At 72.5% G+C, this 11552-nt stretch carries 11 protein-coding genes and 1 tRNA gene; 3 read left to right on the forward strand and 9 right to left on the reverse strand.

Features of this window, described 5'->3' with window-relative positions; genetic code table 11:
* Window position 1: 1 nt before the first annotated feature.
* From ACOJUI_RS03800 to ACOJUI_RS03820, 5 genes are all read right to left on the reverse strand, one after another.
* Window positions 2-1597 (reverse strand): sensor histidine kinase, encoded by a 1596-nt coding sequence (locus ACOJUI_RS03800; protein WP_422116773.1) that lies wholly within the window; start codon window positions 1595-1597, stop codon window positions 2-4.
* 3 nt (window positions 1598-1600) lie between these two features.
* Window positions 1601-2320 carry a response regulator transcription factor gene (locus ACOJUI_RS03805; protein ID WP_422116774.1) on the reverse strand — a complete coding sequence of 240 codons (720 nt, stop codon included), beginning with the start codon at window positions 2318-2320 and terminating at the stop codon, window positions 1601-1603.
* A gap of 54 nt (window positions 2321-2374) precedes the next feature.
* Window positions 2375-2836 carry a lipopolysaccharide assembly protein LapA domain-containing protein gene (locus tag ACOJUI_RS03810; protein WP_422116775.1) on the reverse strand — a complete coding sequence of 154 codons (462 nt, stop codon included), beginning with the start codon at window positions 2834-2836 and terminating at the stop codon, window positions 2375-2377.
* 114 nt (window positions 2837-2950) lie between these two features.
* Window positions 2951-4606: a DNA repair helicase XPB gene (locus tag ACOJUI_RS03815; protein WP_422116776.1), complete on the reverse strand. Its 1656-nt coding sequence runs from the start codon at window positions 4604-4606 to the stop codon at window positions 2951-2953.
* 92 nt (window positions 4607-4698) lie between these two features.
* A complete protein-coding gene (locus tag ACOJUI_RS03820) occupies window positions 4699-5553 on the reverse strand; it encodes a hypothetical protein (protein ID WP_422116777.1) in 855 nt (284 codons plus the stop codon).
* Between the two features lie 209 nt (window positions 5554-5762).
* On the opposite strand from ACOJUI_RS03820, the gene gndA reads away from it, so the two are divergent.
* Entirely contained in the window at window positions 5763-7226 is a 1464-nt protein-coding gene (gene gndA, locus ACOJUI_RS03825) for an NADP-dependent phosphogluconate dehydrogenase (protein ID WP_422116778.1), read from the forward strand.
* A 124-nt stretch (window positions 7227-7350) separates the two neighbouring features.
* Here gndA and ACOJUI_RS03830 read toward each other — a convergent pair whose 3' ends face one another.
* The 3 genes from ACOJUI_RS03830 to ACOJUI_RS03840 all read right to left on the reverse strand — a co-directional run bounded on the left by ACOJUI_RS03830 (window position 7351) and on the right by ACOJUI_RS03840 (window position 9949).
* Window positions 7351-7629: a hypothetical protein gene (locus ACOJUI_RS03830; protein ID WP_422116779.1), complete on the reverse strand. Its 279-nt coding sequence runs from the start codon at window positions 7627-7629 to the stop codon at window positions 7351-7353.
* A gap of 161 nt (window positions 7630-7790) precedes the next feature.
* Window positions 7791-9188 carry a helicase-associated domain-containing protein gene (locus tag ACOJUI_RS03835; protein WP_422116780.1) on the reverse strand — a complete coding sequence of 466 codons (1398 nt, stop codon included), beginning with the start codon at window positions 9186-9188 and terminating at the stop codon, window positions 7791-7793.
* The gene (locus ACOJUI_RS03840; RefSeq protein WP_422116781.1) at window positions 9074-9949 is read right to left on the reverse strand and encodes a hypothetical protein; all 876 of its coding nucleotides are present in this window, start codon (window positions 9947-9949) and stop codon (window positions 9074-9076) included. Before ACOJUI_RS03840 ends, ACOJUI_RS03835 begins: the two co-directional genes overlap by 115 nt.
* Window positions 9950-10012: 63 nt before the next feature.
* Here ACOJUI_RS03840 and ACOJUI_RS03845 point away from each other — a divergent pair.
* Window positions 10013-10086, forward strand: a tRNA-Leu gene (locus tag ACOJUI_RS03845).
* A 21-nt stretch (window positions 10087-10107) separates the two neighbouring features.
* Here the strand turns inward: ACOJUI_RS03845 and ACOJUI_RS03850 are convergent.
* The gene (locus ACOJUI_RS03850) at window positions 10108-10608 is read right to left on the reverse strand and encodes a hypothetical protein (protein WP_422116782.1); all 501 of its coding nucleotides are present in this window, start codon (window positions 10606-10608) and stop codon (window positions 10108-10110) included.
* Window positions 10609-10685: 77 nt separating this feature from the next.
* Between ACOJUI_RS03850 and ACOJUI_RS03855 the strand changes: the two genes are divergently transcribed.
* On the forward strand, window positions 10686-11444 hold the full coding sequence (locus ACOJUI_RS03855) for a YggS family pyridoxal phosphate-dependent enzyme (RefSeq protein WP_422116783.1): 759 nt from the start codon (window positions 10686-10688) through the stop codon (window positions 11442-11444).
* The last annotated feature ends 108 nt before the right edge of the window (window positions 11445-11552 follow it).

Below are 11552 nucleotides of genomic sequence, written 5' to 3' on the forward strand. Positions count from 1 at the left end.
CTCAGCGGTGGGCGTCGGGTCCGGCCGAGGAGGCGGGGTCGCCGGCCGCTGGATCCACCGTCAGCGCCCGCACCTGGTCGGGCTGCACCTGCGCGTCGGGGGCGATCTCCGTGCCGAGCAGCTCGACCCAGAAGGTGGCGCCGCCGCCGGGGGTCTCGGTGACCCCGATCGTGCCGCGATGCTGGTGGACGATGGTGGCGGCGATGGAGAGGCCGAGGCCCGCGCCGCCGCCCTGGCCGGCCGCGCGGGCGCGGGAGCGGTCGGTGCGGTAGAAGCGCTCGAAGACCTTCTCCCGCTGATGGTCGTCGATGCCCTCGCCGTGGTCGCGGACCTCGATGCGGACCGTGGCCGGATCGGTGTAGCCCACCGCGATCTCCACCGGGGAGCCCTTCGGGGTGTGCCGGTTCGCGTTGCCCACCAGGTTCAGGATCACCTGCCGCAGGGACGCCTCGTCGCCCAGCACCCCGATCGAGAGGTGCGGCTGGACGGACAGCGGGGTCCCCGACAGCGAGACCACCATGACCTGGCGCCCCGGATCCAGGGCCCGCAGGTCCTGCGCGGCGTCGAAGAGGGCGTCGGTGAGGTCGACCGGTTCCAGGGCCACGTCCGGGTTCTCGTCGAGCCGGGCCAGCCGCAGCAGGTTCTCGACCAGCGAGCCCATCCGTCGGGCCTCGTCCTCGATGCGGCGCATCGCGGAGGAGACGTCTTCCTCGCTGCGCAGGGCGCCCATCCGGTACAGCTCGCCGAATCCGCGGATCGCGGCCAGCGGGGTGCGCAGCTCGTGGGAGGCGTCGCCCACGAAGCGCCGCATCCTCGCCTCCGAGCGGGTGGCGCGCTCCTCGGAGGCGGACTGCGCGGCGAAGGACTGCTCGATCCGCACCAGCATCTCGTTCAGCGACAGCGCGAGGGCGTGCACCTCGAGGCTGGTGTCGGTCACGGGCACGCGGCGCGAGAGATCACCCGCGGCGATCTGGGAGGCGGTCGACTCGACGTCCCGCAGCGGCTCGAGCGCCCGGTGGGTGACGTACCCGCCCAGCCCCATCCCGACCAGCACCACGAGGGTGCCGACCAGCACGATGATCAGGGCCATCTCGTGCATGGTGCGGTCCACGCTGGTCAGCGGCAGGGCGACGTAGACGCTGCCCTTCTCGGGGCCGGAGTTCAGCATGGCGACCACCCGCCAGCGGTTCTCCGCGGAGTCCAGCACGGTGAAGGGGCGCCCGCCGAGCTGCAGGATCTGTTCGTCGGACAGCACCGGGAAGGGGACGCTGAGGTCCCCGGGGCCGTAGTGCACGACGACCCGCTCGATGGCGTCACCGGTCTCGTCGCGGATCTCGACCGCGTACTCGACCGGGGTGTACGGCGAGTCCCGGACCGAGTCCTCGTCGCCGGCGAGCTCATGCTGCGCCAGCGCGAGCATCTCCCCCATCCCGGCCTGGAGGTTGTGGTCGACGGACTGGATCAGGGTGCGGTTGAGCAGGAACAGCGAGAGGCTGCCGGTGATCACGGTGCCGGCGACCAGCAGCAGGGAGATGAGCACGACGATCCGGGTCCACAGGGACACGGGCCGCTGGGCGCGCAGGGCCGGCAGCGCCAACCCTCAGGAGCCTTCGGGGGCGCGCAGGACGTAGCCGATGCCGCGCTTGGTGTGGATCATCGGCTCGCCGATCACGTCGATCTTGCGGCGCAGGTAGGAGATGTAGGACTCCACGATCCCCATCTCGCCGGACCAGTCGTAGTCCCAGACGTGGTCGAGGATCTGGGTCTTGGAGACCACCCGTCCGGCGTTGAGCATCAGGTAGCGCAGCAGCTTGAACTCGGTGGGGGACAGCTCGATGGTCACGTCCCCGCGGTAGACCTCATGGGAGTCCTCGTCCAGGCGCAGGTCCCCGACCACCAGCGAGCTGTCCACGGTGGTCTCGGAGCCGCCGTGGGTGCGCCGCAGCACGGCGCGGATCCGGGCGACGACCTCCTCGAGGCTGAACGGCTTGGTGACGTAGTCGTCCCCGCCGACGGTGAGCCCGGTGACCTTGTCCTGGGTCTCGTCCTTGGCGGTGAGGAAGAGGATCGGGTACTGCTCGCCGCGGTCGCGCAGGCGCCGGGTGACGGTGAAGCCGTCCATGTCCGGCAGCATCACGTCGAGCACCACCAGGTCGGGCTGGTGCTCGGTGGCCTCGCGGATCGCCTCGTTGCCGGTGGCGGCGGTGAACACCTCGAAGCCGGCGAAGCGCAGGGACGTCGCGAGCAGGTCGCGGATGTTGGGTTCGTCGTCGACGACGAGGAGACGGGCCTCGTAGTCGTGGGAATCTGTCGGAGTCATGGTCCTACCGTCTCCCTCGCGGTTGGGAATCGGCTGGGTGCGGGCTGGACCGCCTCAGCGGGTGGCGCGGTGGATCTTCTCCTGCGCCTTGCGCAGCCGACGGATGGTCCAGTGCATCTGGATCATCCGGACCGAGCCGACCAGGGCCATCACCAGGGCCCCGGCGATCGCGGCGAGCAGCATCGCCACGCCCAGCGGCAGGTCGAACTCCGCGGAGAAGTACATGAAGCGGGCGCTCTGGTCGTTCTGGATCACGAAGATCAGCAGCAGCACCAGCACGATCGCGCCGAGGATCAGGGCGATCCAGAGGCCGGCGGTCTTGCCGCCGCCGGTGGCCGGCTCGGTGGCCGGCTCGGAGGTCTGCTCGGCCGGCGACGGGGCCGACGGACGCTCGGCGGCGCGGCGGCCGGTGGTCGGATCGGCGGGCCGCTGCGGCGCCGGACCGGGGGCACCGGTCAGCGGCGCGTCGGCCGTCGGGGAACCGGTGGGACGGGTGGGATCGTCGGAGGCGGTCATGTCGATCTCCTGGGGGAAGGGCGGTGCGCGGGGACGTGATGCGCGCTCCACTCTAGCCAGTGGGCACCCGGCGACCCCCGACCGCTCGGGAGGCCGGTGCGGGCGCGGCCGGGATCAGCTGCCGTCGGCCGCCGCCTCCAGCTCGTCGGCGTCCACGATCGAGTACGCGTACCCCTGCTCGGCGAGGAACCGCTGCCGGTGGGCGGCGTAGTCCTGGTCCAGGGTGTCGCGCATGACGACGGTGTAGAAGTGCGCGGTGCGGCCGTCGGCCTTCGGGCGCAGCAGCCGCCCGAGGCGCTGCGCCTCCTCCTGACGGGAGCCGAAGGCGCCGCTGACCTGCACCGCGACCGAGGCCTCCGGCAGGTCGATCGAGAAGTTCGCGACCTTCGAGACCACCAGGCGGGAGATCTCCCCGGCCCGGAAGGCGTCGAACAGCTCCTGGCGGCGCCGCACCGGGGTCTGGCCGGTGATCAGCTCGCAGCCCAGCTGCTCGGCGAGCTCCTCGAGCTGGTCGATGTACTGGCCGATCACGAGCGTCGGCTCGCCCGGGTGCTTCGCCGCGATCTGCTCGACCACGCGGATCTTCGCCGGATGCGCGGCGCCCAGGCGCGGCCGGTCGCCCGCCTCGGCCATCGCGTAGGCCATGCGGTCCGCCGACGGCATCGCCACCCGCACCTCGGTGCAGACGGCCGGGGCGATGTAGCCCTGGGACTCGATGTCCTTCCAGGGGGCGTCGTAGCGCTTGGGACCGATCAGGGAGAACACCTCGCCCTCGCGACCGTCCTCGCGCACCAGCGTCGCGGTCAGGCCCAGGCGCCGACGCGCCTGCAGGTCCGCGGTCATCCGGAACACCGGGGCGGGCAGCAGGTGGACCTCGTCGTACACGATCAGTCCCCAGTCCCGCGCGCTCATCAGCTCCAGATGCGGGTGGATGCCCTTCCGCTTCATGGTCAGCACCTGGTACGTCGCGATCGTCACCGGGCGGATCTCCTTCGAGGCGCCGGAGTACTCGCCGATCTCCTCCTCGGTGAGGGTGGTGCGTCGCAGCAGCTCGCTCCGCCACTGCCGGGCCGAGACCGTCGAGGTCACCAGGATCAGCGTGGTCCGCTGCATCGCGGCCATGGCGCCGGCCCCGACCAGGGTCTTGCCGGCGCCGCAGGGCAGGACCACCACGCCGCTGCCGCCGTGGCGGAACCCGTCGACCGCCTCCGCCTGGTACGGGCGCAGCTGCCAGTCCTGCTCGCGCAGGGCGATGGCATGGGCCTCCCCGTCCACGTACCCGGCCTGGTCCTCGGCGGGCCAGCCCAGCTTGAGCAGGGCCTGCTTGAGCGCGCCGCGCTGGGAGGGGTGGACGAGCACCGTGCGCTCGTCGAGCCGGGCGCCGAGCATGCCCTGGATCCGCTTCGCCCGCGAGACCTCCTCGAGCACCGCCTGGTCCAGGGCATGCAGGACCAGGCCGTGGGTGGGATGCGTCTGCAGCTGCAGTCGGCCGTAGCGGTCCATGGTGTCCGCGACGTCGATGAGCAGGGAGTGGGGGACCGGGTAGCGGGAGTGGTCCACGAGCGCCGCGACCACGGACTCGGCGTCGTAGCCGGCGGCCCGCGCGTTCCACAGGCCGAGGTCGGTGATGCGGTAGGTGTGGACGTGCTCGGGGGCGCGTTCGAGCTCGGCGAAGGGGGCGATCGCCGCGCGGGCGGACGGCGCAGCGGGATGCCCCACCTCCAGCAGGAGGGACTTGTCGCTCTGGACGATCAGGGGGCCGTCGGTCATCCTGCCAGGCTACGCCGGGTGGGGCCGACGACCGGAGTGAGATCGGTCGTCCCGCCCAGGACGTTCCCGCGGGAACTTCCTGGGCGCCCGGCTCAGGCCCGGGCCGGTTCGGGCAGTGCGCGGCCGCTGACCCGCTCGTACATCCCGAGCTGGAAGAGGACGTAGAAGGGGATCAGGGCCAGGAGCAGGATCGGCAGCAGGCCGGCGACGCTCGAGAGCACCATCATCACCAGGTAGGCCACGATGGTGGTGCCGAGCTTGGCCTTGGCCAGGCGGGCGCTCTGCGCGAGGGCGGCGATGGGGGAGGCGCCGCGTGCGGAGGCCGGGACGGCGTAGAACAGCAGGACCGCAGCGATCAGTCCGGGGACGTAGAGCAGCAGCGTGCCCACGGCGATGATCGCACCGGTGAGCAGCGTGGTCAGGATGACGCGCAGCGGACCGGCCAGGGCCTGGCCGACGCTCGGCCGCCCGCCGTCGAGCACCATCACGCCGGCGCGAGCGGCACCGGACTGCCACAGCACGCTGAGCGGGGCGGCGAGGGCCGAGATCCCGAGGATGATCGCGTAGACCAGCGCCAGGTCTGCGAAGGAGGGCTCGTCCGTGTAGCCCGCGGACTCCGCCATGGCGGCGATGGTGAAGCCTCCGGCGAGCACGGCCGCGAGGATGATCAGGAAGATCAGCACCGAGAAGATGAGCGCGGAGAGCAGATATGCGGCGGGGTTGCGGAGCAGCACCCGGCCGGTGAACGTCAGGGCGGCGCCGAGGTCGGCGCCCAGGTCGGTGCCGGGAGCAGGCCGCGCCGGCACCGGCGCGGAACCGGCGCTCCCGGGCTGACCATGGGCGGCCTCACCGGCCGGCCGGCCGTACTGGGCCGCCCCGGCAGGGGAGCCGTGCGAGCCCGGTGCGCCGTACTCAGGGCCGGAGGAGGGCGGGGGGAAGGACGTCATGGGAATCCTCGTCGAGGGATCGTTGATCCCGAGCCGGCTCGGATCGGGCGCCCCACGGTACCGGGGTCCGATGGCAACAGACGGGCTCTTCCCCGCCGGAGCGGCGCTCATCCCTAGAATGGGCGGCGATGGCCCGGCAGCGAGTGCAGGCCGATCGCTGGACCACGCGCTGCTGCCGGATCGACGTTCCCCCGATTTGAGGAGACCTCATGGCTAGCTTCACTCCGTCCCCCGCCGATGTCGCGGACATCGGCGTCACCGGAATGGCGGTGATGGGCTCCAACCTGGCCCGCAACTTCGCCCGCAACGGCTTCAAGGTCGCGATCCACAACCGCAGCGTCGCCAAGACCGAGAAGGTCATCGCCGACCACGGCACGGACGGCGAGTTCTACCCCTCGGAGTCCATGGCGGACTTCGTCGCCTCCCTGCAGAAGCCGCGCGTCGCGATCATCATGGTCAAGGCCGGCAAGCCCACCGACGCCGTGATCGACGAGCTCGCCTCCCTGATGGACGAGGGCGACATCATCGTCGACGCCGGCAACGCCCTGTTCGGCGACACCCGTCGCCGCGAGGCCGCCCTGCGCGAGCAGGGCCTGCACTTCGTGGGCTCCGGCGTCTCCGGCGGTGAGGAGGGCGCCCTGAACGGCCCCTCGATCATGCCCGGCGGCACCAAGGAGTCCTACGACCGCCTCGGCCCGATGTTCGAGAAGATCTCCGCCCACGTCGACGGCGAGCCCTGCTGCACCCACGTCGGCGCCGACGGTGCCGGTCACTTCGTCAAGATGGTGCACAACGGCATCGAGTACGCCGACATGCAGGTCATCTCCGAGGCCTACGACCTCATGTCCAAGGCGCTGGGCATGTCCGCCCCGCAGATCGGTGACGTGTTCGCCGAGTGGAACAAGGGCGACCTGGAGTCCTTCCTCATCGAGATCACCGCCGAGGTGCTCCACCACACCGACGCCACCTCCGGCCAGCCGTTCGTCGACGTGATCCTCGACCGCGCCGCCCAGAAGGGCACCGGCGCCTGGACCGTGCAGACCGCCCTGGACCTCGGCGTCCCGGTCACCGGCATCGCCGAGGCCACCTTCGCCCGCTCCGTCTCCGGTTCCGTCCCGCAGCGCGAGGCCGGCCGCGCAGTCCTGCCCGCCGAGGCGCAGCAGCTCGAGATCGCCGATCCCGCGCAGTTCATCGACGACCTCCAGAAGGCGCTCTACGCCGCCAAGCTGGTCTCCTACTCCCAGGGCTTCGACGAGATCGCCAAGGGCGCCGACGAGTACGGCTGGGACATCAACCTCGGCGACATGGCCCGCATCTGGCGTGGCGGCTGCATCATCCGCGCCCGCTTCCTCAACCGCATCACCGAGGCGTACGAGCGCGAGCCGGGCCTGGCCCTGCTGCTGGCCGACGAGTACTTCACCACCGAGATCGCCAAGTGCATCCCGGCATGGCGCCGCGTGGTGGCCTTCGCCGCCGCCTCCGGCTACCCGGTCCCGGTGTTCTCCTCGACCCTGTCGTACTACGACGCGGTGCGCGCCGCGCGCCTGCCCGCCGCCCTGGTCCAGGCCCAGCGCGACTACTTCGGGGCGCACACCTACCAGCGCGTCGACGCCGAGGGCACCTTCCACGTGGAGTGGTCCGAGGACCGTCGCGAGACCAAGCAGGACTGGTGAGCCGGCGGGCGGGGCTCGGCCGCTGAGCTGAGCACCCGCCCCGCCCGACCATGAGGAAGGCCCCGGACCATGAGGTCCGGGGCCTTCCTCGCGTCTGAGCCGCGTGTTGGTGCTCGGCCGAGGCTCAGTACGTCGTCATCTCGGGAGAGTTGGCGACGACGGCGACGATGAAGACGATGTAGGCGATGATGCCCAGGATGTAGAGAGCCCAGATGATTGCGAAGGAGATCCACGCCCACTTCGTGAACTTCTTCGCGGTCTCCGGCTCCGTATCAGCCTTGAGGTAGCCGAGCAGTCCGAGGATGCCAGGGATGACACTTCCGCAGACGAACCCGACGATGGTGGCGATGAGCGCGTTCTTCTTGATCTTCTCGATGTCGTAGCCCGAGGTGGGTACGGTCATAAGAATCCCCTTCTTTCTGATGATCGATCCCCGGGTTGCATGAGCCCGGGCCCCAGGTCGGGTGCTGACGACGTCCGGCCCTGGCGAGCCGAATAGTACCGTGAGCGCAGGGGGGAGCCGCCATGGGGAGGACTCCCCATGGGCGCGCAGGCCCGCGCAGGTCAGCCCAGCGTCACCCGGTGCACGAGCACCGTGAACTCCTCCTCGCGTCCGGTCTCCCGGGCCCGCAGCCGGCCGCCCTCGAGCGAGAGCGGCCGCACCTGCTTGACGGCCACGCCGCCCCGTCCGTCCACGATGCCCAGCGCGATCTCGGCGCTGCGGGAGATCGCATCCAGCAGGCGGTCGCTGACGGAGAGGTCGCCGCCGCCCTCCTCGGCGGCCCGGATTCGGGCCACGGCCTCGGCGGCGGGCACCCGCAGCTCGGGGCCGTCGATGGTCACCAGGTCGGGATCGACGGGTCCGCCCCGCAGCGAGTGCGCGAGCTCGGTGTCCACGGCCCGGCCGTCGGGGCCGACGGCCTGCGGGGCCAGACCCGCCTGTCGGGCCATCTGCAGCGCGAAACCGGGATCGGAGAGGGTCACCGCGACGGTCGGCGCCAGCCGGTGCAGGCCCAGCGTCGTGGCCTCGGGCGCGACCTGCAGCAGGTCCAGCACCTCCGCCTCCGCGGTGAGCACGGTGGTGGCGCGGGAGATCTGGATGCGGCCGTGACGGCGCTGCTCGTCCCGCAGCAGGTAGTCCAGTCCCTGCGGCACGGGGGAGCGGGAGACCTTTTTGAGCAGGTCCAGCAGCGCGGCCGCGTCGCGCCCGTCGCCGAGGGCGCGGCGCACCGAGGCGGCGCTGAAGCGCAGGGTGAGGGCGCCGCCGCGGGAGATCACCTCGGTCCAGTCCAGCAGCGGCAGCAGCCGTTCGGCGGGACGGCCGGGGATGACCGCGGTGAGGTCCGCGTCCAGCAGCACCTCCTCCACCGGGGGCGGGGCGCTGCTGCGCAGGACGGCGGCCAGGCGGGCGTCGGCGGTGGTGATGTCCTCGTCCAGGGCGAGCACCAGCTCCTGGCCGAGCACCGTCAGGGCGCCGCCGTCGACCACCCCGAGCACCTGACCCTCGGCCAGCGCGGCGGAGGTCTCCTCCTGCAGCACCTCGGCCGGCACCAGGGGGAAGGCCCAGGCCAGCGAGGCGACCAGCGAGTCCGCGGTGGCGTCCACGCCGGGCGTGGTGCGCAGCGCGCGCAGCAGGGAGCCGCGCCGGGTGCGCACGCCGTCGCGCCGGGTGAGGTCCGACAGCAGCGCCCGCCCGGTGCCGGAGGCGTCCGGGGTCCCCACCACCGCGGCCAGATGGTGACCGCGGGCCCAGGCCAGCACCAGCTCGGCCCAGCGCAGCTCCGCGCCCTGCAGCCGGTGGACGTCCCAGTCCCTGGTGGGGTGCCACTCCTGCCCGTCGTGCCCGATCAGCCCGGCCTGCCAGGCGGACTGCAGGACCGTCGCGACGGCGAGCACGGGCGCCCCGGCGCGGTCGGCGAGGCGGCGCAGATCGCGCTGGGGGAGTCCGCCGCGGCGCAGCACCCCCGGGGGTCCTCGTCGAAGGTCCGCACGGTGCCCAGCAGGCGAAGGGCCTCGAAGGCGCGCTCGACGGCCTGGGCGGTGCGGGAGCCGGGGATCCGCTCGGTGAGCGCCGGCCCGTCGGGCGCGGGACGGTGTGCGAGATAGCTGCGGCGCACGCGGCCGTCCCGCAGCGCCAGATGCACGGAGCGGGGGATGTGCAGGGCGTTCCCGTCGGTCACCACGATCCCCGCCTCCAGCAGCACCGCGGCGAGACGGCCGTGCCCCTCGACCGCGGAGGGCCCCCAGGCGAGGGCCGAGAGCACCTCGGGCGCCACCTCCCGGGCCGCGGCCACCAGCTGGGCGGCCTGCGCGGCCGGGGGGTCCTGCGGCGACGGGGCGGCCAGTCCGGCCGGGGTGCGCAGTCCGTCCCGCAGGGGCCGGACCAGGTGGAGGTCGTCCTCGCCCCACACCACCGCGAGGGTGGTGAGCCGCTCGAGGGCAGGGGAGATGGTGGCGGGGTCGGCGGAGACCGCCGCCGCGAGCTGGGTGGGGGTGGCGCCGTCGGGAAGCACCGCGAGGGCCTCGACCAGGTGCAGCTCCGGCAGGGTCAGCGCCTCCAGGGCGCGGCGGGCCGAGGTGACCCCGGCGGCGCGCGCGGCGAGGGGGCCGATGCCCCGGGGCAGGGGCGTGGCGAGATCCGGTCGGGCGACGAGCAGGGCCTCCAGGCGGTCGTCGCCGAACCGTCGCAGGGAGTCCGCGAGGGACCGGATCACAGCGGTCATGGTGCATCCCAGCATAGGGTGGGACGTCTGTGAGGCACGCGGACCGCACGGTCCAGCTGCCCGGCCCCCATAGCCCAATCGGCAGAGGCAGCCGACTTAAAATCGGCGCAGTGTGGGTTCGAGTCCCACTGGGGGCACCCTGCTCGGGGGTGGTGGCCTCACCGCGCGAAGTGGCGGCGAAGTCGTCGATGGCGGTGGGCGAAGAGGGCGTCGATCAGGCTGCGCAGCGGCGCTCGGGGCAGCGGCAGCCGCGGTTCCATCACGAGCAGATCGGTGACGCGGGTGTGTCCCGGACCCGCAGGCTCGAGGTCGCGCCGATGCTCCCACGACCGGGCCAGGGCCATCGAGGAGCGCTCGTGGAAGCGGCGGGGCGCATCGACCTCGACCAGGAAAAGGTCGTCGTACTCCACGGGCACCACTCCGCCGAGCCGCAGCCAGGCCCGACCCAGGGGACGGCCGACCAGGTCGGCGGTGAGTCCTTGCGCCGCGAGCCCGCGCGGCATGCTCATGGTCAGCCACGGCCGCAGCTCGTCGGCGATGCCCTCGGCGGTGGCGATGCGCGCCCACACCTCTGCCGGCGCCGCGGGGACGACGACGGTGCGCCGGACCTGGACCCGACGGGTCGAGGAAGGATCCGGTGCGCGTTCGGCAGGGCTCATCGGGGCGCGCTCTCCTCGATCGGTGGCTGAGGCTGGTGCTGAAGCTAGTGGTGCCGGGGCTCGGCCACAATGGGGGCATGACCTTCCGTGCTGATGACACCGCCCCGGGCTCCGAGCAGAACGCCTCGCTGGCCGCCCGTCTCGACGAGGTGCTCGCGCGCCTGGATGCCGCCGCCGAGCGCGCGGGGAGGGACGGCCGCGAGATCACGCTGCTGCTGGCCACCAAGATGCGCACCCCGGCGGAGATCGCCGCGGCGATCGAGCTGCTGCGCTCCCGGGACCGCCGGGTGGCGGTGGGGGAGAACCGCGCACAGGAGATCGCCAAGCACGCCGATCCGTTGCTGGCGGACAACGGCGTGCCCCGCCACTTCATCGGGCGCCTGCAGACCAACAAGGCCAGGGACGTGGTCGCCTTCGCGGAGCTGATCCACAGCGTGGACCGCGAGGACATCGCCGACGCCCTCGAGCGCCGGGCCGAGCTCGCCGGCGTGCGACGGGACGTGCTGGTCCAGGTCAACACCTCCGGCGAGGAGTCCAAGGGCGGCTTCGCGCCCACCGCCGAGGCCGTCGCACCGATCGTCGCCCGGCTGTGCGCGAGCAGCAGCCTGCGTCCCGTCGGGCTGATGACCATCGGGGCGAACACCAGTGACGACGAGGCCGTCCGGGCCTCCCTGCACGGCCTGCGCACCCTGCGCGACGAGGTGCGCGAGCAGCTCGGCGCCTCTGAGCTGACGCACCTCTCGATGGGCATGAGCGGGGACCTCGAGATCGCCGTCGAGGAGGGCGCGACGATCGTGCGGGTCGGTTCGGCGATCTTCGGGGCCCGCCCCGCCTGACCGGGTGTGATCCGGCTCTCGAGGGCACCGGCCGCGATGACCTGGCGCGCGGTGCCGCCGCCCCCGTAGCGTGGGGACCGAGGTGCTGAGCGCGGGAGCGATGCCGCG

The organism is Brachybacterium sp. UNK5269, assembly GCF_049266655.1.
Lineage (GTDB): Bacteria > Actinomycetota > Actinomycetes > Actinomycetales > Dermabacteraceae > Brachybacterium.

Excerpts from the sequence above, each read along its gene's own strand:
- ACOJUI_RS03810 (WP_422116775.1), bottom strand. The coding sequence starts at position 2,836 with ATGACCGCCTCCGACGATCCCACCCGTCCCACCGGTTCCCCGACGGCC.
- ACOJUI_RS03850 (WP_422116782.1), bottom strand. The coding sequence starts at position 10,608 with ATGAGCCCTGCCGAACGCGCACCGGATCCTTCCTCGACCCGTCGGGTC.
- ACOJUI_RS03855 (WP_422116783.1), top strand. The coding sequence starts at position 10,686 with ATGACCTTCCGTGCTGATGACACCGCCCCGGGCTCCGAGCAGAACGCC.
- ACOJUI_RS03805 (WP_422116774.1), bottom strand. The coding sequence starts at position 2,320 with ATGACTCCGACAGATTCCCACGACTACGAGGCCCGTCTCCTCGTCGTC.
- ACOJUI_RS03830 (WP_422116779.1), bottom strand. The coding sequence starts at position 7,629 with ATGACCGTACCCACCTCGGGCTACGACATCGAGAAGATCAAGAAGAAC.
- ACOJUI_RS03820 (WP_422116777.1), bottom strand. The coding sequence starts at position 5,553 with ATGACGTCCTTCCCCCCGCCCTCCTCCGGCCCTGAGTACGGCGCACCG.
- ACOJUI_RS03840 (WP_422116781.1), bottom strand. The coding sequence starts at position 9,949 with ATGACCGCTGTGATCCGGTCCCTCGCGGACTCCCTGCGACGGTTCGGC.
- ACOJUI_RS03815 (WP_422116776.1), bottom strand. The coding sequence starts at position 4,606 with ATGACCGACGGCCCCCTGATCGTCCAGAGCGACAAGTCCCTCCTGCTG.
- gndA (WP_422116778.1), top strand. The coding sequence starts at position 5,763 with ATGGCTAGCTTCACTCCGTCCCCCGCCGATGTCGCGGACATCGGCGTC.